The sequence below is a fragment of the Serratia proteamaculans genome, from assembly GCF_946227095.1.
Lineage (GTDB): Bacteria > Pseudomonadota > Gammaproteobacteria > Enterobacterales > Enterobacteriaceae > Serratia > Serratia proteamaculans_E.
The window spans coordinates 240,263-261,433 of sequence record NZ_CAMISV010000005.1 but is presented as its reverse complement, the minus strand read 5'-3'; the positions used below and the strand labels follow the sequence as shown (position 1 = coordinate 261,433).

Below are 21,171 nucleotides of genomic sequence, written 5' to 3'. Positions count from 1 at the left end.
ATAACATAGCGATAACATTGATTTTACTGATTAGTATTGTCGTCAATAGGCGACAGTTTTTAGCCTGAAAAGTAAGCTGTTTTTTATTTGTCATTGATTTTAAAGGGTGTTTTAAAATTGGCACAGCCGTTGCAATACTCCTGATGTGACAACAATCGTTTAATGTGAATGTTTGAACGTATAGAAATCGTGAAGTATTACTGAGTGGGCCGCGTTATGGCGGCTGAAGGATCCGCAATCATTTTGGATCCACAACCAAAGGAAGAGATCGATGAAAAATACTAAATTTGCACAATCACTGATGGCTGTTGTTTTGGGTTCCGTTCTGGTTAGTGGCAGCGCACTGGCTGAAGAGACCATGCTCAATAAAGCATCGAGCGCTGCTGATAGTGCGGGTGCCAAAATCGATAGCTCCATGAAAAAAGTTGACGGCTACATGGATGACAGCGCAACAACGGCTAAAGTTAAAAGTGCGCTGGTCGATGACAAAACCATCTCCAGCACCGATATCTCGGTGAAAACCGAAAAAGGCACCGTCACTCTGAGTGGTTTTGTCGCTAGCCAGGCGCAGGCTGAGCACGCGGTTGAAGTGGCCGGCAAAGTAGAAGGCGTCAAATCCGTCAGCGACAAGCTGCACGTGAAAGACGAAAGCAAACAGTCGGTGAAGGCTTATGCCGGTGATACCGCGACCACCAGCGAGCTGAAAGCCAAGCTGTTGGCCGATGACATCGTGCCTTCACGCAACGTGAAGGTAGAAACCACCGACGGTGTGGTACAGCTTTCCGGTGAAGTGAAAACTCAGGCGCAGGCAGCGCGTGCAGAGAGCATCGCCAAGGCTATCGATGGCGTGAAAAGCGTCAAGAACGACCTGGTCGTTAAGCCATAAATTTATTAGTACGCGTAACAACAAGCACCAAATCCCGGGTTAGCCGTAAGGTTAACCCGGGATGCACCATCAAAAAAAGAAACTGACCTGCAATCTGGCAGCGCCCGAGAAGGGCACGGATTGCGATGCGTTTTTTCACTATGGTAAGGAGAAGCTTATGTTTCGTTGGGGCATTATCTTTTTAGTCATCGCATTGATTGCTGCGGCGTTAGGTTTTGGGACGCTGGCGGGTACCGCCGCCTGGGCAGCAAAAATCGTCTTCGTCGTGGGGATCATTCTGTTCCTGGTCAGCCTGTTTACCGGCCGCCGACGTCCTTAGCTTTCTCTCAAAGTGTAACAAAGCTTAATTCCTTTTCTCATCGTCAGGGAGGTCAGTCATGAACAGCGACATCATCTTCGGACGCTGGAAACAGCTGAAGGGCCGGGTGTGTCAGGCATTGGCGGAGTGGTCCGACAGCGACTGCATCTGGCTGATGGGAAGTAATGACTGCCTCTCTGGTGTACTGCAAGAGGATTACGGAAGAGAGCAAGACAAGGTATCCTCGGGTAAAACGTCTCACTGAGGATGCAGGGTTGGGATACAGAATACCCATCACGCTCGGCAATATCGAACCGCTGGCGTATAAACCTTATCGGCCCGGTAAAATGGCGCTGGTATGTGAAGGGGGCGGGCAGCGCGGCATTTTTACCGCCGGCGTGCTGGACGAGTTTCAGCGTGCCCGCTTTAATCCTTTTGATCTGATGATCGGCACCTCTGCCGGCGCACAGAACCTCTCGGCTTTTATTTGTGGCCAGATGGGCTATGCGCGGCGGGTGATCACCCGTTATACCACCTCCGCTGAATTCTTTAACCCGTTGCGCTTTGTGCGCGGTGGGCATCTGATTGATCTCGACTGGCTGCTCGATACCACTTCGCAACAGGTCCCGTTGGCGATGGATGTGGCAGAAAAACAGCTGGCTGATGGCCGTGAATTCCTGATGTGTGCCTGCCGCAGTGATGACTTCGAACCGACCTACCTGCCGGCGCAACGTGAAAGCTGGTTGCCGGCCCTCAAGGCTTCCAGTGCCATCCCCGGTTTTTACCGTATGGGCGTCGAGCTGGACGGCATCAGCTATCAGGATGGCGGCATCAGCGATGCGATCCCGGTTGAAGAGGCCTATCGCCGTGGCGCGGATACCATAGTGGTGATCCGTACCGTGCCGTCGCAGATGTATTACACGCCGCAATGGATGAAGCGCATGGAGCATTGGCTGAGTGAAAGCAGCCTGCAGCAGATGGTACGCATCCTGCAGCACCATGAGCAAAGCTATCACCGTATTCAGCAGTTTATTGAGAAGCCGCCCGGCAAGTTGCGCATCTTCGAAATTTTCCCACCGAAGCCGTTGGCCAGTAATGCTCTGGGGAGCCGCGTCACGTCGCTCAATCAGGATTATCACCTGGGCCGTAAGTGCGGGCGTTACTTCCTGGCGACCGTCGGCCATTGGCTGGTAGAGCAGGACAAACTGGACGGCATGAAGGTGAAAAAGGCGCTGTCACGGCGTTTGATCCAGCCGGAAAACGTCATCATGCCTTCACCGATCATTACCGATATCAGTCACCCGCGCGATCTTGCCAGCCAGACGGAAGCCAAACTGGCTGCGATGGAGATTATCTTGCCGGGCGATGTACCGCCGGGTGAGGGTGGCCTGCTGTGATGCACGAATTCACCGACACCCACTGCCATTTTGATTTCCCGCCGTTTAGCGGTCATGAGCGTGAAAGCCTGGCGTTGGCCGAACAGGCGGGTGTGCGAAGGATTATCGTGCCGACGGTAACCGCCGATCGCTTTGTGCGGGTGTTGAAGCTGGCGCGCGAGTATCCGCCACTGTTTGCCGCTCTGGGGCTGCACCCGCTGTATATTGCCGGGCACCATGAACCGGAGCTGGAGCAGTTGGCGGCGTTTCTTGCCAGCCGACCGCCGAAGCTGGTGGCGGTCGGGGAGATCGGCCTCGATCTGTATATGGAAGACCCGCAGTTTGAGCGGCAGCAGCGGGTGTTAAACGCCCAGTTGAAGCTGGCCAAACAATACGACCTGCCGGTGATTTTGCATTCCCGTCGCAGCCACGATCAGTTGGCGGCGATGCTGCGCCGTGCCGAGGTGCCGCGCCGGGGCGTGGTGCACGGCTTTGCCGGTAGCCTTTCGCAGGCGCAGGCGTTTATTCGCCTGGGGTATTACATCGGTGTCGGTGGCACCATCAGCTATGAGCGGGCGCAGAAAACCCGTAATGTGATGGCCCAGTTACCACTGACTTCGTTGCTGCTGGAAACCGATGCGCCTGACATGCCGCTGGCTGGTTATCAGGGGCAAGCCAACCGTCCCGAGCGTGCCGTTGAGGTGTTCCATACGCTGTGCCAACTGCGCTCTGAATCCCCGGATGATATTGCCGCCCATCTGCAACACAACACTCACGCCTTGTTTACCCTCGAAGGTTAAATGTCGCAATAAGTGTGACTTGTGTCACGTTATAAGATTTTCATTTGCTTCCTGTTGTATATATTTGTGACATAAATCGGTGCGGGTGCTGCCCCGCTCCGTATAATCGCACTCCGAAATCACTCATAAGCAACCCTCGCGGTACAACCGGATAGGGCTGCATTTCTTTTTCGCAACAGGGATACTTTGCATGCAACTCATCATGAGCCTGGTCGGCATGGCGGCGCTGATCGCCATTGCCGTGCTGCTTTCCAGCAACCGCCGTGCGATCAGGTTTCGCACCGTTGGCTGGGCATTCGTTCTTCAGGTAGCCATCGGCGCGCTGGTGCTGTATGTCCCGGTTGGCCGCAGCATTCTCGGTGGCATGTCGGCCGGTGTGGCGAACGTGATCGCCTACGGTAATCAGGGGATTTCATTTATCTTCGGCGGTCTGGTATCCGACAAGATGTTTGAAGTTTTCGGCGGCGGCGGCTTCGTTTTTGCGCTGCGCGTTCTGCCGGTGATCGTGTTCTTCTCCTCATTGATTGCCGTGCTTTATTACCTCGGCATCATGCAACTGGTGATCCGCGTGTTGGGCGGCGGTGTGCAAAAGCTGTTGGGTACCTCGCGTACTGAATCCCTGTCGGCTACCGCTAATATCTTCGTAGGCCAGACCGAAGCCCCACTGGTAGTGCGTCCGTATATCGCTACCATGACCCAGTCTGAACTCTTTACCGTCATGTGTGGCGGCCTGGCCTCGGTGGCCGGTTCGGTGCTGGCGGGCTATGCCCAGATGGGCGTACCGCTGGAATACCTGATTGCCGCTTCATTCATGGCTGCGCCGGGTGGCTTGCTGTTTGCCAAGCTGATGGTGCCGGAAACCGAAAAAACCCACGATAAAGACGATGCGACGAAGCTTATCGCGGAAGAAGATCGCCCGGCTAACGTGATCGATGCGGCGGCTTCAGGCGCGGCTTCCGGTATGCAGTTGGCGTTGAACGTGGGCGCGATGTTGCTGGCGTTTATCGCATTGATCGCCCTGTTGAACGGTATCCTCGGGGGTATCGGCGGCTGGTTCGACTTCCCGCAACTGTCGCTGGAATTGATACTCGGCTGGGTATTCTCACCGATTGCCTTCCTGATCGGCGTGCCTTGGCATGAAGCGATGACCGCCGGTTCGTTTATCGGCCAGAAAATTATCGTGAATGAATTTGTCGCCTACATGAACTTCGGCGCCTATCTGCGTCCGGATGACGTGGTTGCGGCAGACGGGTTGCAGGTATTGTCGGCGCATACCAAGGCGATCATCTCCTTTGCCCTGTGCGGTTTTGCCAACCTGTCATCGGTGGCGATCCTGCTCGGTGGCCTGGGCAGCATGGCACCGAACCGTCGTCACGACATCGCACGTTTCGGTCTGAAAGCCGTAGCGGCGGGTACGCTCTCCAACCTGATGAGTGCGACCATCGCCGGGTTCTTCCTGGCGCTGTAAGCCTGAGGCTGTCCTGCAGAGTGCACAGGCTCTATTGCAGGACACCGCCTATACTTCTAACACGGGCACAGAATGCTGTGCCCGCTGTCTTTGCCCGTTTCTTTAGCGGATTTGTGAACGATATCGCGTTATTTTGTGATGGTCTTCACATATAATTCCGGTCTGTTACAGTGTTATTTCATATAGTGTGACTGCGAGCGCGAATTACCCCAGGCGATCGTGTTCAAATAGCTATTACTGACCCTGCGCGAGGCGGAGGGTTATGTGCGGTGAGAAGGATCTCAGTTGCCGATGAGGGAACCCGTTCCCCAGCGCTATCTTCAAGGAACCAAGTCCGCTCGCCAACACCCAGGTTCTCAGTTGGAGAGTTTTATGACCGAATTAACCGCAGCAGCGCAACGTGCGCTGACCCTAATGGATTTAACCACGCTGAACGATGATGACACCGATGAGAAAGTGATCGCGTTGTGTCGTCAGGCGAACAGCCCGGCCGGACAGACCGCGGCCATCTGCATTTATCCGCGCTTTATCCCGGCGGCGCGCAAGGCCCTGCGCGAGCAGGGGACGCCAGACATCCGCATTGCGACCGTCACCAACTTCCCGCATGGCAACGATGATATCGAGATTGCGCTGGCAGAAACGCGTGCGGCCATCGCTTACGGTGCCGATGAAGTGGACGTGGTATTCCCTTACCGCGCATTGATCGCCGGTAATGAGCAGGTCGGTTTTGAACTGGTAAAACAGTGCAAGCAGGCCTGTCTGGCCGCCAACGTGCTGCTGAAAGTGATCATCGAAAGCGGTGAGCTGAAGCAGGCCAATCTGATCCGCAAGGCGTCGGAAATTGCCATCAATGCCGGCGCGGACTTTATCAAGACCTCAACCGGTAAAGTGCCGGTCAACGCGACGCTGGAAAGCGCCGAGCTGATGATGTCGGTGATCCGCGATCTGGGCGTCGCCAAAACGGTGGGCTTTAAGCCGGCCGGCGGTGTGCGTACGGCAGAAGATGCACTGCATTACCTGCAACTTGCCGATCGTATTCTGGGTGAGGGCTGGGCCGATGCACGTCATTTCCGCTTCGGGGTTTCCAGTCTGTTAGCCAGCCTGTTGGCGACGCTGGGCCACAGTGCCGAGACGTCTGGCAACGGTTACTGATCTATTCCGTCGGTAAGGCGCGAAATGGTGCCTGCCCGTACTCTACACTAGCTAAAACAGGGGGACGCCTTGTTCCTGGCACAAGAAATTATTCGTAAAAAACGTGACGGTCAGCCGTTGAGCGAAGCGGAAATCCGCTTTTTCATCAATGGGATCCGTGACAATGTGGTTTCCGAAGGTCAGATCGCGGCATTGGCGATGACCATTTATTTCCACGATATGACCATGCCGGAGCGCGTGGCGCTCACCATGGCGATGCGTGATTCCGGTACCGTGCTGGACTGGAAAAGTCTGTCACTGAACGGACCGCTGGTCGACAAACATTCTACCGGCGGCGTGGGCGATGTGACTTCGCTGATGCTCGGCCCGATGGTGGCGGCTTGTGGTGGCTATGTGCCGATGATTTCCGGGCGTGGCCTGGGACATACCGGCGGTACGCTGGACAAACTGGAGGCGATCCCGGGCTTTAATATTTTCCCGGACGACAATGCCTTCCGTAAGATTATTCAGGACGTGGGCGTGGCGATTATCGGCCAGACCAGTTCGCTGGCACCGGCGGACAAGCGTTTCTATGCTACCCGTGATATCACCGCCACCGTGGATTCTATCCCGCTGATCACCGCCTCTATTCTGGCGAAGAAGCTGGCGGAAGGGCTGGATGCCTTGGTGATGGACGTTAAAGTCGGTTCCGGTGCCTTTATGCCAACCTACGCATTGTCAGCCGATCTGGCGCAGGCGATTGTCGGTGTGGCGAACGGTGCAGGCTGCAAAACCACCGCGCTGCTGACTGACATGAACCAGGTGCTGGCTTCCAGCGCCGGTAACGCAGTTGAAGTTCGCGAAGCGGTGCGTTTCCTGACCGGTGAATACCGTAACCCGCGCCTGCTGGAAGTAACGATGGCTCTGTGCGTGGAAATGCTGCTTTCCGGCGGTCTGGCGAAAGATGATGCCGATGCGCGTGCCAAACTGCAGGCGGTGCTGGACAATGGTAAAGCGGCGGAAGTGTTTGGTCGCATGGTGGCGGCGCAACAGGGCCCGACCGATTTCGTCGAGCGCTACGACAGCTACTTGCCTGCCGCAACCCTGAGCAAACCGGTTTACGCCGAGAAACAGGGTATCATCAGCGCGATGGATACCCGTGCGCTGGGCATGGCGGTGGTATCGTTGGGCGGCGGTCGTCGCCGCGCGACCGACAATATCGACTACAGCGTCGGCCTGACCGGCATGGCGCGCCTGGGTGACAAGGTGGATACCCAGCAACCGCTGGCGGTGATCCACGCCAACGACGAAGAAAGCTGGCAGCAGGCGGCCGAAGCGGTACGCAGTGCAATGGTGCTGAGTGACAAAGCGCCGGAAGTGACGCCAGTGGTCTACAAACGCATCACCGAATAATTAACGAATCAGGAGCGGCAGCGGCGTTTTCGCTGTCGCCCACAGCGTGAGAACACGCAGGAGAGCATGATGAAACGCACATTTATTATGGTATTAGACTCATTCGGTATTGGCGCAAGCGAAGATGCCGAAAAATTTGGCGATCAGGGTTCCGATACGCTGGGGCACATTGCCGAGGTTTGCGCGCGCGGTGAAGCCAACGTTGGCCGTCAGGGCCCGTTGACTCTGCCTAACCTGAGCCGTCTGGGCCTGGGCAAAGCGGCGGAAGAGTCCACCGGTACCTTCCCGCAAGGGCTGGATCGCAATGCGGACATCATTGGCGCCTATGCACACGCCAGCGAACTCTCTTCCGGTAAAGATACGCCGTCAGGCCACTGGGAAATTGCCGGTGTGCCGGTCTTGTTCGACTGGGGCTACTTCAGCGACGAACACAACAGCTTCCCGCAGGAGCTGCTGGACAAACTGGTTGAGCGCGCCAATCTGCCGGGTTACCTCGGCAACTGCCACTCTTCCGGCACGGTGATCCTCGACCAGTTGGGCGAAGAGCACATGAAAACCGGCAAACCGATTTTCTATACCTCTGCCGACTCGGTATTCCAGATCGCCTGTCACGAAGAGACCTTCGGCCTGGACCGTCTGTATGAGCTGTGTGAAATCGCCCGCGAAGAGTTGACCGAAGGCGGTTATAACATTGGCCGCGTGATCGCGCGTCCATTCCTGGGCGACAAGCCGGGCAACTTCCAGCGTACCGGCAACCGTCACGACCTGGCTGTAGAGCCACCGGCGCCAACCGTGCTGAAAAAGCTGGTGGACGAGAAGGGCGGTGAAGTGGTGTCGATCGGTAAAATCGCCGACATCTACGCCAACGTGGGTATCACCAAAAAGGTCAAGGCTACCGGTATCGATGCGCTGTTCGACGCCACCCTGATCGAAATGGAAAAAGCCGGCGACAACACTATTGTGTTCACCAACTTCGTTGATTTTGACTCCTCTTACGGTCACCGCCGTGACGTGGCAGGCTATGCTGCCGCACTGGAGCTGTTCGACCGCCGCCTGCCGGAACTGCTGAAACTGGTTAAAGATGAAGACATCATTATCTTCACCGCTGACCACGGCTGTGACCCAACCTGGCCGGGTACCGACCACACCCGCGAACACATCCCGGTATTGGTTTACGGCCCGAAAGTGAAGCCGGGCTCGCTGGGCCACCGTGAAACTTTCGCCGACATCGGCCAGACGATCGCCAGTTACTTTGGTGTGTCGCCGATGGATTACGGCAAATCGATGTTCTAAGACTTTGTTAGTGCCGGGCGGTTGCCCGGCGTATTTTTTTATTCATGACGACGATTTAAAGGAAGACAATTATGGCTACGCCGCATATTAATGCTGAAATGGGTGATTTCGCTGACGTAGTACTGATGCCGGGCGATCCGCTGCGTGCAAAATACATCGCGGAAACTTTCCTGGAAGGCGCGGTGGAAGTGAACAACGTGCGTGGCATGCTGGGCTTCACCGGGACTTACAAAGGCCGCAAAATCTCCGTAATGGGCCACGGTATGGGTATCCCGTCCTGCTCCATTTATGCGCGTGAACTGATTGCCGAATTCGGCGTGAAGAAAATCATCCGCGTGGGCTCCTGCGGCGCGGTGCGTGACGATGTCAAACTGCGTGACGTGGTGATCGGTATGGGTGCTTGCACCGATTCCAAAGTGAACCGCATGCGTTTCAAAGACCATGACTATGCGGCTATCGCCGACTTTGACATGGTGCGTAACGCGGTAGACGCAGCGGCAGCGCAGGGTATCCCGGCGCGCGTAGGCAACATCTTCTCCGCTGACCTGTTCTACACGCCAGATCCAGACATGTTCCAGGTAATGAAGAAGTACGGCATTCTGGGTGTGGAAATGGAAGCGGCCGGTATCTACGGCGTGGCGGCAGAGCTGTACGAAGAGTTTGGCTGTAAGGCACTGACCATTTGTACCGTTTCTGACCACATTCTGCGTCACGAAGCGACCACCGCAGCAGAGCGTCAAACCACCTTTAACGAAATGATCGTTATCGCGCTGGAATCCGTGCTGTTGGGCGACAAAGAGTAATGCCCAGCGGGCGCAGCAGCTTGCTGCGCCCCTGTACCTATCTATTCACTAATCTATTCATTTCAGCAAAATAAAAGCCAGTTTTTATTTTTGATTCAGCCAGTTGAATGATATTCAATCTATTCAATATTCATTCATCAGCATGTGATCATCAGATTTTCTTCTCTTCTTCTTTGTTCTCTTGCGGTCGATCGTCATCATCGTCATTTTCTACCGTGTTACCTTCTTCCAATGGCGTATTGGCGGTCAGCAGATACGGTGATTGTTGCCAGCGGCTGCGGCGGTGTTGCAGCAAGGTGCGCGCCAGAATAATGCCTATGGCCAGAGCCAGCAGGATCATCAGGCGTAGCAGGTTGGTGGTGTTGTCCACCTGTTTGGATTCGGTCGCCAGCACGTGGGTATCCAGCGTGATGCGGATAAAGCCGATCGGGCCGTCTTTGCCCTGAATGGACTCGACAAGTTGATGATTGAAGTAGCTGCCGGCGCGTTTACCGTCGAGCGACAAACGATCGCGTATACTTATCTGTTCACCGGCGTGGGAAACTAACGTGCCGTCAAGCTGATAGACGCTGGCGTCCAGAATGCGACTGCCCGCGGTGAGCTGTTTGAGGATGGCGTCGATGCGCTGGTTATCGACGTCGCTGTCGTCGTCCATCAGCGGTGCCAGGCTGGAGGCTACCTGTTTGGTCAGCGTTTGCGCCAGTTCTTCCACCTGTTCGGATCGCGCCAGTTGATGACTCAGGCTAAAATAGGACGCGCCCTGCATCAGCAGCACCAGCAAAGCCAGGCAAATCAGGATAATAGCGGTGCGGTGCAGGCGAAATTTCAGTTTAGCGCGAGCCATGCAGGTTCCTTGGGCATCTTCGAGACTTTATGTTGCCAGAAGCAATGGCGATAGGATAGCTTGATGCGTCGTTTTATCATGCAGTGTTTTTCAGGAGTTAAGGATGTCGAATAGTCTGACCTATTGCGATCTCCCGGCAGAGATCTCTCAATGGCCGGGTCTTCCCCTTTCGCTGAGCGGTGACGAAGTGATGCCGCTGGATTATCGGGCGGGTCATACCGGTTGGCTATTATATGGCAGAGAACTGAACAAAACGCGCATTACCGATTTCCAGCGCAAGCTGGGGGCGGCGATGGTGATTGTTACCGCCTGGTGTGTTGAGGATTATCAGGTGGTGCGTCTGGCTGGTACCCTGACGGCGCGTGCCAAGCTGTTGGCGGCGGAGGGCGGGCTGGATGTGGCACCGCTCGGCAAAATCCCTCATCTGCGTACCCCCGGGCTGCTGGTGATGGATATGGACTCTACCGCGATTGAGATTGAATGCATTGACGAGATCGCCAAACTGGCGGGCGTCGGTGAACAGGTGTCTGAAGTCACTGAACGTGCGATGCGCGGCGAACTGGACTTTACCGCCAGCCTGCGCCAGCGCGTGGGCACGCTGAAAGGTGCCGATGCCAATATCCTCAAGCAGGTGCGCGATGAGTTGCCGCTGATGCCTGGGCTGATCAACCTGGTGCGCAAGCTGCAGGCGATGGACTGGCACGTGGCGATCGCGTCCGGCGGTTTCACCTATTATGCCGAGTACCTGCGCGACAAACTGAAGCTGGTGGCGGTGGCGGCCAACGAACTGGAAATTCGCGACGGCAAACTGACCGGTGAAGTGCTGGGGTCGATAGTCGACGCACAGTTCAAAGCCGATACGCTGGTTGCTCTGGCGGAAAAGCGGGGTATCCCGCTGCAACAAACCGTGGCTATCGGCGACGGTGCCAACGATTTGAAAATGATGCAGGTTGCCGGGTTGGGCATTGCCTATCACGCCAAACCGAAAGTCTATGAGAAGGCACAGGTGTCGATTCGCCATGCTGACCTGATTGGCGTGCTGTGTGTACTGACCGGCAGCCTGAAACACGAAGTTCGCTAACGTTGGCCTGATCCGGCGATACTGCCAGTCAGCGACAATGGGGTAAAAAAACAGAGGTAATACGTGGCAAAAGCAGCAAAACGGGCGTTTGTATGTAATGAGTGCGGGGCCGATTATCCGCGCTGGCAGGGGCAGTGCAGCGCTTGCCACGCCTGGAACAGCATTACAGAAGTGCGCCTTGCTGCGGTGTCTTCCTCCTCTCGCAATGAGCGTCTTAGCGGCTACGCCGGTGATGCCGGTATCAGCAAGGTGCAAAAGCTGTCGGACATCAGCCTGGACGAGCTGCCGCGATTCTCCACCGGCTTCCTCGAGTTTGATCGGGTGCTGGGTGGCGGTGTGGTGCCGGGCAGTGCGATCCTGATCGGTGGTAACCCTGGCGCCGGCAAGAGTACGCTGTTGCTGCAGGTGCTGTGCAAGCTGTCCGAGCAGATGAAAACCCTGTACGTCACCGGTGAAGAATCACTGCAACAGGTGGCGATGCGCGCCCACCGCCTCGGCTTGCCGACCGGCGGCCTGAATATGCTGTCGGAAACCAGTATCGAGCAGATCTGCCTGATTGCCGAGCAGGAACAGCCGAAACTGATGGTGATCGACTCCATCCAGGTGATGCACATGGCGGATATCCAGTCGTCACCGGGCAGCGTGGCGCAGGTGCGTGAAACTGCCGCCTATCTGACGCGCTTCGCCAAGACGCGCGGCGTAGCGATTGTGATGGTGGGACACGTCACCAAAGACGGCTCGCTGGCCGGGCCGAAAGTTTTGGAGCACTGTATCGACTGCTCGGTGCTGCTGGATGGCGACGCCGATTCGCGTTTTCGTACCCTGCGCAGCCACAAAAACCGCTTTGGCGCGGTGAATGAATTGGGCGTTTTCGCCATGACTGAGCAGGGCCTGCGCGAGGTCAGCAACCCGTCGGCCATCTTCCTCAGCCGTGGCGATGAGGTGACCTCCGGCAGTTCGGTGATGGTGGTCTGGGAAGGCACGCGGCCGTTGCTGGTGGAGATCCAGGCACTGGTGGATCATTCGATGATGTCCAACCCTCGTCGTGTAGCCGTTGGCCTGGAACAAAACCGATTGGCGATCCTGCTGGCGGTGCTGCACCGTCACGGCGGGCTGCAGATGTCCGATCAGGACGTGTTCGTCAACGTGGTTGGTGGGGTAAAAGTCAGTGAAACCAGCGCCGATCTGGCATTATTGATGTCACTGGTGTCCAGCCTGCGCGATCGTCCGCTGCCAAACGATTTGGTGGTGTTTGGCGAAGTGGGGCTGGCAGGAGAGATCCGCCCGGTACCCAGCGGTCAGGAACGTATTTCCGAAGCGGCGAAACACGGTTTCAAGCGAGCCATCGTGCCACATGCCAACGTACCGAAAAAACCGCCGGCCAACATGCAGGTGTTCGGTGTGAAGAAATTGGCAGACGCGCTGGATGTCCTGGAGCAGTTTTATTAATTGCCACGCGGTGTGCAGATTATGCTATTTTGTTTAGCATACTAAACGGAGGGGCTATGCGGCAATTTGATTACCTGAAGGCGTCGATTAAGCAGAAGAGCTGCACTCTGCAGCAGGTGGCGGATGCCAGTGGCATGACCAAAGGCTACCTCAGCCAGCTGCTTAACGACAAAATCAAAAGTCCGAGCGCCCAGAAACTGGAGGCGTTGCACCGCTATCTTGGCCTGGAATTTCCACGGCGTGAGAAAAAGGTCGGCGTGGTGTTTGGTAAATTTTACCCCCTGCACACCGGCCATATCTATCTTATCCAGCGCGCCTGTAGCCAGGTTGATGAGCTGCACGTGATCCTGTGTTACGACGAACCGCGTGACAGAGAGCTGTTCGAGAACAGTTCGATGTCGCAACAGCCGACGGTCAGCGATCGCCTACGCTGGCTGCTGCAAACCTTCAAATACCAGAAGAATATCCATATTCATTCGTTCGACGAGCAGGGCATTGAACCCTATCCGCACGGCTGGAACGTTTGGAGCGATGGGGTGAAGGCCTTCCTGGAACAGAAAGCCATAGTGCCGAGTTTCATCTATTCGAGCGAAGCGCAGGACGCCCCGCGTTACCGTGAACATCTGGCGATTGAAACCGTCCTGATCGATCCCGAACGTTCATTTATGAATATCAGCGGCCGCCAGATCCGTCAGGATCCGTTCCGCTATTGGGATTATATTCCGACCGAAGTGAAGCCGTTCTTTGTGCGTACCGTGGCGATCCTCGGCGGGGAGTCGAGCGGTAAATCGACCCTGGTGAATAAGCTGGCGAACATCTTTAACACCACCAGTGCCTGGGAGTATGGCCGCGACTATGTGTTCTCGCACCTCGGCGGGGATGAGATGGCGCTCCAGTATTCCGACTACGACAAGATCGCTCTCGGGCAGGCGCAGTACGTCGACTTTGCGGTGAAGTACGCCAACAAAGTGGCCTTTATCGACACCGACTTTGTCACTACTCAGGCATTTTGCAAAAAGTACGAAGGGCGCGAACACCCCTTTGTGCAGGCGCTGATCGACGAGTATCGGTTTGATCTGGTGATCCTGCTGGAAAATAACACCCCCTGGGTGGCGGATGGCCTGCGCAGTCTGGGTAACCCCAAGGATCGCAAAGTGTTCCAGCATTTGTTAGAAGAGATGCTGCGGGCCAATAACATCGAGTACGTACACGTGGAGTCCAGCGACTACGACGAACGCTTCCTGCGCTGTGTCGAGCTGGTTAAACAGTTGCTGGCAGCGGATGCCAGTCGGCTGGTCGGTGTTGCGGCGGTATAAGCCATTGGGGCGCAGTTCAGTGCTGCGCCCCAACTGTCATCAGTAAACAATCACCAGTTTGCCCTGCATATGCCCGTCGAGCAGTTTTTGATGCGCGGCGGTCAGGGTCTCTACCGTCAGCCCTTGCAAGGTTTGGCTCAGGGTGGTGCTCAGTTTTCCTTCATCCAGCAGTTGCGCCACTTGCTTGAGGATCTCACCCTGTTGGGCGATGTCCGGCGTGGTGAACATGCTGCGAGTAAACATCAATTCCCAGTGCAGCGCGGCACTTTTCAACTTCAATGCATTTTGGTCCAACGGCTGGGCGTTTTCTACGATGGTGCAAATGTGTCCCATTGGCGCGATCAGATCGGAAATGGCTTGCCAGTGACCGTCGGTATCGTTCAGGCAAAGAATATAATCCACGTTCTTAATACCCTGCTGCGCCAGATTAGCTTTCAAATCGTGGTAATCGACCACCAGATCGGCACCGCGCTCCCGGCACCAGGCCGCTGATTCGGGGCGTGATGCAGTCGCAATCACCTTTACCTGGCTGCGCTGGGCAGCAAACGGGATCGCCAGCGAACCTACGCCACCGGCACCGCCGATAATCAACAGGGTTTTGCCTGGTTCGGCGTCCTGTATTTTCAGGTGTTCGAACAGCGCTTCCCAGGCGGTCAGGGCGGTCAATGGCATCGCCGCGGACTCGGCCCAGTTCAGGCTGCGTGGCTTATGGGCGGTAATGCGCGAATCAATCAACTGATGGGTGGTATTGCTGCCTGGGCGGGTGATGTCACCGGCATACCAGACTTCATCGCCGGGCTTGAAACCGCTGACGCTGCTGCCCACTTCTACCACTACGCCGCTGGCATCCCAACCGAGAATACGTGGCTGCTGCAGGCCGCTTTTTTGCAGACCGGCATGCACCTTGGTGTCCACCGGGTTGACCGACACCGCTTTGACTTCCACCAGCAGATCGTACTGGCCTGGGGCGATTTTTTCCGGGCTGATTTCAATGAAACCGGCGGGGTTTTTCGGGTCTACGGCAATGGCTTTAATCGGCATGACTTTGCTCCTTTCGAATGTATAACCCCAGTGTAGACCTGTTGGAGGGGAGTGATAAGATGGACAATAACTAACTAAGTGTTCGTTTGAGGTGAACAATGAGGTTTAAGCAGCTACAGGATATGGCGTTGTTTGCGCTGGTGGCCGAGTGTGGCAGTTTTACCGCCGCCGCCAAACGTGCCGCTTTGCCGAAGTCCAGCGTTAGCCAGCGCATCAGCCAGTTGGAACAGATGCTGGGCCTGCGGCTGCTGAACCGCACCACCCGTCAGCTCAATCTGACCTTTGCCGGCGAACGTTATCTGGAGCACTGCCAGGAGATGCTGTCCGCCGCCGAACGGGCCGATCTGGCGCTGCAACGGCTACGTGATAACCCCAGCGGGCGGTTGCGCATCTCGACGCCTGCCGGGCTGGGGGCGACGTTGCTGGCGCGGCTAGCGGCGGATTTCCAGCGCCAATATCCGGACGTCTCGCTGGAGGTGTCGGTGTCTGATGCGATGGTGGACATGGTGCAGGAAGGGTTCGATGCGGCGTTGCGCACCGGCAAGCCACAGGACTCTTCACTTATTGGCCGTCGCTTGGGGCATGCGCCGCGTTATTTGCTGGCTTCACCGGCCTATCTGGCGGAGTCCCCACCGATTGTTGACCCACAGCAGTTGCAGCAGCACCGTTGTATTGCGCACCGCTCCTGGCCAGTCTGGAGCCTGCGTCGGGGCGATGAATACTTTCGTTGGCAACTGCCGATGCGGCATATCACCGATAATCTGTTGTACGCGCGTGAATGTGCGATTGCCAGTGCGGGCATTACCTTGCTGCCGGCCTTTCTCAGTCGTGAGGTGGTAGCCCAGAGGCAATTGGTCGAGGTGCTGCCGGACTGGCAGGCGGAAGGCAATGAACTGTATTTGGTCTATCCGAGCCGCAAGTTGAATTCACCGGCGCTGGCCTGTTTTATCGACGTGGTGTTGCAACACCCGGTATTTGACGACTATGCCCGTGAGCTGGCGTGGAAATGAAGTCGACCACATTGCTAAAAGGATCAGGGTGATTGCCGAGTTTTCGGCTCAGGTTAATCACGCATCATCCATTACTTTTACCAGGCGCTTACCGACGTTTTCGCCAGCCAGCAAGCCAATCAGCCCTGTCGGCAATTTGTCGAAACCCTCGAGTATATCCTCAGGTACCACCAATTCTCCGGCAGCGACCCAGGCCGTGAGTTCTGCTATTGCTCGTTCCCGATTTGCCAGGAAGTCAGACAACAAAAAGCCTCGCATGGTCAGACTTTTGATAATCATCATCCCGGGAACGCCGAGTGGCCCTGCGATGGGGGCCTGTGCATCATATTGTGAAATGGCGCCGCAACAGACGATACGCCCATAACTCGCCATGTTCAGCAGACCGGCCTCCAGAATGTCTCCTCCGACGTTATCGAAAAAGACGTCGATGCCTTCAGGACAAGCCGTGCGCAGTGCTTCATTTAAATTACCCGCTTTGTAGTCGATCGCTTCCTGGAAACCCAGCTCACGGGTGAGTAGGGCGCATTTTTTGGCACCGCCTGCGATGCCAATGGTACGGCATCCCTTGATTCTGGCGATTTGCCCGACAAATGCGCCCACGGCGCCAGCTGCCGCTGTTACCACCACCGTTTCCCCCGCCTTCGGCATTCCGCATTCCAACAACCCAAAATAGGCGGTCAGTCCAGGGACGCCATAAATACTGAGCAGATGTGTAATCGGTTCAATTGCGCTGAGTTTCATCAGATGTTCGGCAGGAGATAGCGAAAAAGTTTGCCAACCGGTTTCAGCAAGAACCAAATCGCCGACGGCTAATTGTGGCGAGTACGACTCAACTACTTCGGCTAACGCCAATCCGCTCATAACGTCACCGGCTGCAAGGCCTGCCCGGTAGGTAGTCCCTTGCATCCAGGCTCTGCTGGCTGCATCCAGGGAAAAATAAAGCGCACGTAACAGGACTTCTCCCTGCAGCGGGACAGGCATGGATGTTTGGCGGATATGGAAATGTTGGGCGGTGAGTTTATCCTGTGGCAACTCGGTAAGAATGATTTGACGGTTTTTCATAGCAATGACCACTCTTCAATCATGAAATTTTCGGTTGTTATCACTTGCTCATATCTCGATCAAACCGGGCGTTATTTTTCGGCAAAGACGTCCACGCCGGTGAGTTGCGCCGATAACGCCCAAAGGCGTTTGGCCTGCAGCGGATCGATCGCGTACGCCTTCACACCGGTGAAAGATTCCTGTCCGCTTTCTTCCAGCCTGGCGATGTTGCAATCCTCACAATAGAGGCCACCGATACCCTCTAGCTGGGGTGACGTCGCCGCCCATACTTGGGTTGCCGCTCCTTGCTGTGGGGTTTTGAGTGCCGTTGGGTCGGCGGGGTTGCCTTCGCCATCCATCCAGCCCAGTGCAATCATCTCTTCTTTGGGGATGAAGCGTTGTAGTGGTGTGGGGATCATGCCGGGGTGGAGTGAGAATGCCCGCACGTCTGAGTCTTGCCCCAGCTTATCCAGATGGAACGCGAACAGCGCGTTGGCCGTTTTCGACTGAGCGTAGGCTAGCCATTTGTCATAACCCTGGTTGAACTGAATATCGTGCCAGCGAATGGCGGAAATCTGGTGGCCGGAGGACGATACTGACACCACTCTGGCACCGCCAGTCAGCGCCGGCCAGAGTCGATTCACCAACGCGTAGTGGCCAAGGTGATTAGTGGCGAACTGTGCCTCCCAGCCCGGCCCTACGCGCGTTTCTGGGCAGGCCATAATGCCGGCGCCGTTAATCAGGATATCGATATGTGCGCCGGTCTCGAGGAGTTGTTGCGAGAATAGGCTGATGCTGGCCAGATCGGCGAGATCCAACCTGTGAACTTCAACGTTAGCAATATTGTTGAGTTGGACATTTGCTGAGTGAGGATCACGCGCAGCGACAATGACCCGTGCTCCTGCGCCAGCCAATGCGCGGGTGGTTTCCAGCCCGAGCCCGGAATGCCCACCGGTTACGAGGGCGGTCTTGCCTGTGAGGTCTAAACCTTCAAGCACATCCGCTGCGGTAGCTGTCGCATCGAAAGGGGAATGGATAGGCATTTGTCTGTGTTTCATGGGATGTCCTCTGCATTTCGGATACTGGCGGATCTGCCCGAGAAGGTACATTGTAGGGTTTGTAGTCAGGAGCTTGAATGCAACAAACGCCGAATTTCTGTCGCGAACGTCCGAATGTTGCGATTACGATGGGGATATTGCCGTTAATAAAGTGCCGTTTTTCGTCAAGGGAGTTTGAAACGCTTATGGATCCGCTGTCAGAAGTCCTTTCTTTGTTACAGAGTCGACACTCTTTTTTCGGCGGTTTACAAGCGGGTGGGGACTGGGCCGTGTATTTCCCTGCACTGGAAGAAGGCAAGTTCAACGCGGTGGTACGCGGCGCATGTTGGTTGGCGGTGGAAGGGCATGAGCCGCCGATATGGCTGGAGGCGGGGGATTGCTTTTTGTTGCCACGTGGGCGGGCTGCCACCGTGGGCAGCGATCTATCTCTCCCGGCGGTCGACGCTGTGGAGCTTTATCGTCACGCGGTAAACGGGATGGCGCGCTATGGCGACGCTGAAGACTGTTTTCTGATCGGTGGGCGTTTCGCATTTGGCGAGGAGATTGACCTGTTATTTGCCTCGTTACCGGCAGTCGTGGTGATCAAAAGCGCTTCGGATCAGGCATCGGTACTGCGTTGGGCCTTACAGCGTTTGGCGGAAGAACTGGCCAGTCCATCACCGGGGAGCGCGCTGATGGCGCATCATTTGGGGCATATTATGTTGGTGCAGGTGCTGCGGATTTACCTTGCAGGAGAAGGGAGCATGGTATCTGGTTGGCTAAGGGCCTTGTTCGATTCGCGCATAGGCGCCGCCATGCAGGCGGTTCATGCCGATCCCGCCAGACGCTGGACGGTAGAATCGTTGGCTGGAGTAGCCGGTGTTTCGCGTTCAACATTGGCACTGCGATTCAAACAAAAGGCGGGCCTGGCGCCACTGGAGTACGTATTGCGCTGGCGGATGCTGTTGGCAGCGCGAGCACTGCGAACCGGGCATGGGACGGTATCTTCGATTGCACAGAACCTGGGCTATGAGTCGGACAGCGCCTTTAGCAACGCCTTCAAGCGGTTGATGCACTGCTCACCGCGGGATTACCGCAGCGCTAAGACCCGGGAATAAAAAAGGCGCCGTATGCGGCGCCTTTCGGGTTACTTGGTGATTCTCTTGTACTTGATACGGTGTGGCTCAAGCGCTTCGGCGCCCAGCGTCCGTTTTTTGTACTCTTCGTATTCGGTGAAGTTACCTTCGAAGAACTCCACTTTGCCTTCATCCTGGTAATCCAGAATGTGGGTGGCGATACGGTCAAGGAACCAACGGTCGTGCGAGATAACCATCGCGCAGCCAGGGAACTCCAACAGGGCGTTTTCCAGCGCGCGCAGGGTTTCAATATCCAGGTCGTTGGTCGGTTCATCGAGCAGCAGTACGTTGCCGCCAACCTGCAGCAGCTTGGCCAGATGCAGACGACCACGTTCACCCCCGGACAACTCGCCGACGCGTTTGCCCTGATCGACACCCTTGAAGTTAAAGCGGCCGACGTAGGCACGGCTTGGCATTTCGGTGTTGCCGATACGCATGATGTCCTGGCCGCCGGAGACTTCTTCCCACACGGTTTTGGAGCCATCCATGCTGTCGCGGAACTGATCGACCGAGGCCAGCTTGACGGTGTCACCCAGCACGATGTTGCCGGAATCAGGCTGTTCCTGACCGGACATCATGCGGAACAGCGTGGATTTACCGGCGCCGTTCGGGCCGATAATGCCGACAATTGCGCCCTTCGGTACCGCAAAGGTGAGATCGTCAATCAGCAGGCGATCGCCGTAAGACTTACGCAGATTGCTGACTTCAACCACTTTATCGCCCAGGCGTGCGCCAGGTGGGATAAACAGTTCGTTGGTTTCGTTACGCTTTTGGTATTCGGTGCTGTTCAGCTCTTCAAAGCGGGCCAAACGGGCCTTGCCTTTGGACTGACGGCCTTTGGCGCCCTGGCGAACCCACTCCAGCTCTTTCTCGATGGATTTGCGACGTGCGGCTTCGGAAGAGGCTTCCTGCGCCAGACGAGCGTCTTTCTGCTCCAGCCAGGAAGAGTAGTTACCTTCCCATGGAATGCCTTCACCGCGGTCCAGCTCGAGGATCCAGCCGGCCACGTTGTCGAGGAAGTAACGGTCGTGGGTGATGGCCACTACGGTGCCTTCGAAGTCGTGCAGGAAGCGCTCCAGCCAGGCCACGGATTCAGCATCCAGGTGGTTGGTCGGTTCGTCGAGCAGCAGCATGTCCGGTTTTTCCAGCAGCAGGCGGCACAGCGCTACGCGGCGACGCTCACCACCGGAAAGGTTGGCGATTTTCGCGTCCCATTCTGGCAGGCGCAACGCATCGGCGGCACGCTCAAGCTGGGTGTTCAGGTTATGGCCATCATGGGCCTGAATGATCTCTTCCAGGCGGCCCTGTTCAGCGGCCAGCTTGTCGAAGTCGGCGCCTTCTTCAGCGTACAGCGCGTACACCTCATCAAGACGTTTCAGCGCACCGACCACTTCCGCCAGCGCTTCTTCGACTGACTCGCGAACGGTGTGTTCCAGGTTCAGTTGCGGTTCTTGCGGCAGGTAACCGATTTTAATCCCTTGCTGCGGGCGAGCTTCACCTTCGATATCGGTATCGATGCCGGCCATGATGCGCAACAGAGTGGATTTACCTGAGCCGTTCAGACCCAGCACGCCAATTTTGGCGCCCGGGAAGAAGCTCAGCGAGATATTTTTCAGGATGTGACGCTTCGGCGGAACCACTTTGCCGACGCGATGCATGGTATAGACGTATTGAGCCACGGTGCCTCTGCCTCTCTATATCAGTTTTTATAGGATGTCTGGCTGCGGAGTGTAGCCCGTTTCGAAAGC

The 21,171-nt window shown here is 56.3% G+C and carries 20 protein-coding genes; 15 read left to right on the top strand and 5 right to left on the bottom strand.

Annotated elements, in window-relative coordinates; all coding sequences use genetic code 11:
• The first annotated feature begins 271 nt into the window (after positions 1-271).
• From osmY to deoD, 10 genes are all read left to right on the top strand, one after another.
• The gene (gene osmY, locus OC597_RS12725) at positions 272-886 is read left to right on the top strand and encodes a molecular chaperone OsmY (protein WP_261285556.1); all 615 of its coding nucleotides are present in this window, start codon (positions 272-274) and stop codon (positions 884-886) included.
• A gap of 157 nt (positions 887-1,043) precedes the next feature.
• Positions 1,044-1,205: a DUF1328 domain-containing protein gene (locus OC597_RS12720; protein ID WP_004955572.1), complete on the top strand. Its 162-nt coding sequence runs from the start codon at positions 1,044-1,046 to the stop codon at positions 1,203-1,205.
• Between the two features lie 58 nt (positions 1,206-1,263).
• Positions 1,264-1,449, top strand: a complete 186-nt coding sequence (locus OC597_RS12715) for a CsbD family protein (RefSeq protein ID WP_099063157.1) — start codon at positions 1,264-1,266, stop codon at positions 1,447-1,449.
• Between the two features lie 10 nt (positions 1,450-1,459).
• On the top strand, positions 1,460-2,581 hold the full coding sequence (locus tag OC597_RS12710; protein WP_261257201.1) for a patatin-like phospholipase family protein: 1,122 nt from the start codon (positions 1,460-1,462) through the stop codon (positions 2,579-2,581).
• Positions 2,578-3,360: a TatD family hydrolase gene (locus tag OC597_RS12705; RefSeq protein ID WP_261463238.1), complete on the top strand. Its 783-nt coding sequence runs from the start codon at positions 2,578-2,580 to the stop codon at positions 3,358-3,360. Before OC597_RS12710 ends, OC597_RS12705 begins: the two co-directional genes overlap by 4 nt.
• A 190-nt stretch (positions 3,361-3,550) precedes the next feature.
• Positions 3,551-4,828 (top strand): NupC/NupG family nucleoside CNT transporter, encoded by a 1,278-nt coding sequence (locus OC597_RS12700; protein ID WP_099063154.1) that lies wholly within the window; start codon positions 3,551-3,553, stop codon positions 4,826-4,828.
• Between the two features lie 372 nt (positions 4,829-5,200).
• Positions 5,201-5,980, top strand: coding sequence for a deoxyribose-phosphate aldolase (gene deoC, locus OC597_RS12695; RefSeq protein ID WP_262208933.1), 780 nt, complete (start codon positions 5,201-5,203; stop codon positions 5,978-5,980).
• A gap of 69 nt (positions 5,981-6,049) precedes the next feature.
• A complete protein-coding gene (gene deoA, locus OC597_RS12690) occupies positions 6,050-7,372 on the top strand; it encodes a thymidine phosphorylase (RefSeq protein WP_099063152.1) in 1,323 nt (440 codons plus the stop codon).
• 69 nt (positions 7,373-7,441) lie between these two features.
• Positions 7,442-8,665, top strand: a complete 1,224-nt coding sequence (deoB, locus tag OC597_RS12685) for a phosphopentomutase (RefSeq protein ID WP_261285558.1) — start codon at positions 7,442-7,444, stop codon at positions 8,663-8,665.
• 71 nt (positions 8,666-8,736) lie between these two features.
• Complete coding sequence (gene deoD, locus OC597_RS12680) at positions 8,737-9,468, top strand: purine-nucleoside phosphorylase (RefSeq protein WP_012005116.1); 732 nt, start codon at positions 8,737-8,739, stop codon at positions 9,466-9,468.
• Between the two features lie 151 nt (positions 9,469-9,619).
• Here the strand turns inward: deoD and OC597_RS12675 are convergent, their stop codons facing one another.
• Positions 9,620-10,312 (bottom strand): YtjB family periplasmic protein, encoded by a 693-nt coding sequence (locus OC597_RS12675; RefSeq protein ID WP_099063150.1) that lies wholly within the window; start codon positions 10,310-10,312, stop codon positions 9,620-9,622.
• Between the two features lie 103 nt (positions 10,313-10,415).
• Here OC597_RS12675 and serB point away from each other — a divergent pair, with 103 nt between their 5' ends.
• The 3 genes from serB to nadR all read left to right on the top strand — a co-directional run bounded on the left by serB (position 10,416) and on the right by nadR (position 14,158).
• Positions 10,416-11,393 (top strand): phosphoserine phosphatase, encoded by a 978-nt coding sequence (serB, locus tag OC597_RS12670; protein ID WP_262208930.1) that lies wholly within the window; start codon positions 10,416-10,418, stop codon positions 11,391-11,393.
• A 63-nt stretch (positions 11,394-11,456) separates the two neighbouring features.
• Complete coding sequence (gene radA, locus OC597_RS12665) at positions 11,457-12,842, top strand: DNA repair protein RadA (protein WP_012005120.1); 1,386 nt, start codon at positions 11,457-11,459, stop codon at positions 12,840-12,842.
• Between the two features lie 56 nt (positions 12,843-12,898).
• Positions 12,899-14,158: a multifunctional transcriptional regulator/nicotinamide-nucleotide adenylyltransferase/ribosylnicotinamide kinase NadR gene (gene nadR / locus OC597_RS12660; protein WP_085120142.1), complete on the top strand. Its 1,260-nt coding sequence runs from the start codon at positions 12,899-12,901 to the stop codon at positions 14,156-14,158.
• Positions 14,159-14,197: 39 nt separating this feature from the next.
• Here nadR and OC597_RS12655 read toward each other — a convergent pair whose 3' ends face one another.
• Positions 14,198-15,199 (bottom strand): zinc-binding alcohol dehydrogenase family protein, encoded by a 1,002-nt coding sequence (locus OC597_RS12655; RefSeq protein ID WP_262208928.1) that lies wholly within the window; start codon positions 15,197-15,199, stop codon positions 14,198-14,200.
• Positions 15,200-15,297: 98 nt separating this feature from the next.
• Between OC597_RS12655 and OC597_RS12650 the strand changes: the two genes are divergently transcribed.
• Entirely contained in the window at positions 15,298-16,209 is a 912-nt protein-coding gene (locus tag OC597_RS12650) for a LysR family transcriptional regulator (RefSeq protein ID WP_262208927.1), read from the top strand.
• A 57-nt stretch (positions 16,210-16,266) separates the two neighbouring features.
• On the opposite strand, the gene OC597_RS12645 is transcribed toward OC597_RS12650, so the two are convergent.
• Together OC597_RS12645 and OC597_RS12640 are read right to left on the bottom strand one after the other, a co-directional pair.
• Positions 16,267-17,271 (bottom strand): NADP-dependent oxidoreductase, encoded by a 1,005-nt coding sequence (locus OC597_RS12645; protein WP_262208925.1) that lies wholly within the window; start codon positions 17,269-17,271, stop codon positions 16,267-16,269.
• A gap of 71 nt (positions 17,272-17,342) precedes the next feature.
• Positions 17,343-18,308, bottom strand: a complete 966-nt coding sequence (locus OC597_RS12640) for an SDR family NAD(P)-dependent oxidoreductase (RefSeq protein WP_262208924.1) — start codon at positions 18,306-18,308, stop codon at positions 17,343-17,345.
• Between the two features lie 128 nt (positions 18,309-18,436).
• Here OC597_RS12640 and OC597_RS12635 point away from each other — a divergent pair, with 128 nt between their 5' ends.
• Positions 18,437-19,405, top strand: a complete 969-nt coding sequence (locus tag OC597_RS12635; protein ID WP_316044866.1) for an AraC family transcriptional regulator — start codon at positions 18,437-18,439, stop codon at positions 19,403-19,405.
• Between the two features lie 29 nt (positions 19,406-19,434).
• On the opposite strand, the gene ettA is transcribed toward OC597_RS12635, so the two are convergent.
• Positions 19,435-21,102 carry an energy-dependent translational throttle protein EttA gene (ettA, locus tag OC597_RS12630; RefSeq protein ID WP_261257227.1) on the bottom strand — a complete coding sequence of 556 codons (1,668 nt, stop codon included), beginning with the start codon at positions 21,100-21,102 and terminating at the stop codon, positions 19,435-19,437.
• Positions 21,103-21,171: the final 69 nt, after the last annotated feature.

Coding starts and splice junctions, on each gene's coding strand:
- OC597_RS12635 (WP_316044866.1), top strand. CDS start 18,437: ATGGGGATATTGCCGTTAATAAAGTGCCGTTTTTCGTCAAGGGAGTTT.
- OC597_RS12650 (WP_262208927.1), top strand. CDS start 15,298: ATGAGGTTTAAGCAGCTACAGGATATGGCGTTGTTTGCGCTGGTGGCC.
- OC597_RS12675 (WP_099063150.1), bottom strand. CDS start 10,312: ATGGCTCGCGCTAAACTGAAATTTCGCCTGCACCGCACCGCTATTATC.
- OC597_RS12715 (WP_099063157.1), top strand. CDS start 1,264: ATGAACAGCGACATCATCTTCGGACGCTGGAAACAGCTGAAGGGCCGG.
- OC597_RS12640 (WP_262208924.1), bottom strand. CDS start 18,308: ATGAAACACAGACAAATGCCTATCCATTCCCCTTTCGATGCGACAGCT.
- deoB (WP_261285558.1), top strand. CDS start 7,442: ATGAAACGCACATTTATTATGGTATTAGACTCATTCGGTATTGGCGCA.
- OC597_RS12655 (WP_262208928.1), bottom strand. CDS start 15,199: ATGCCGATTAAAGCCATTGCCGTAGACCCGAAAAACCCCGCCGGTTTC.
- OC597_RS12720 (WP_004955572.1), top strand. CDS start 1,044: ATGTTTCGTTGGGGCATTATCTTTTTAGTCATCGCATTGATTGCTGCG.
- serB (WP_262208930.1), top strand. CDS start 10,416: ATGTCGAATAGTCTGACCTATTGCGATCTCCCGGCAGAGATCTCTCAA.
- deoC (WP_262208933.1), top strand. CDS start 5,201: ATGACCGAATTAACCGCAGCAGCGCAACGTGCGCTGACCCTAATGGAT.
- OC597_RS12700 (WP_099063154.1), top strand. CDS start 3,551: ATGCAACTCATCATGAGCCTGGTCGGCATGGCGGCGCTGATCGCCATT.
- osmY (WP_261285556.1), top strand. CDS start 272: ATGAAAAATACTAAATTTGCACAATCACTGATGGCTGTTGTTTTGGGT.
- OC597_RS12645 (WP_262208925.1), bottom strand. CDS start 17,271: ATGAAAAACCGTCAAATCATTCTTACCGAGTTGCCACAGGATAAACTC.
- deoD (WP_012005116.1), top strand. CDS start 8,737: ATGGCTACGCCGCATATTAATGCTGAAATGGGTGATTTCGCTGACGTA.
- nadR (WP_085120142.1), top strand. CDS start 12,899: ATGCGGCAATTTGATTACCTGAAGGCGTCGATTAAGCAGAAGAGCTGC.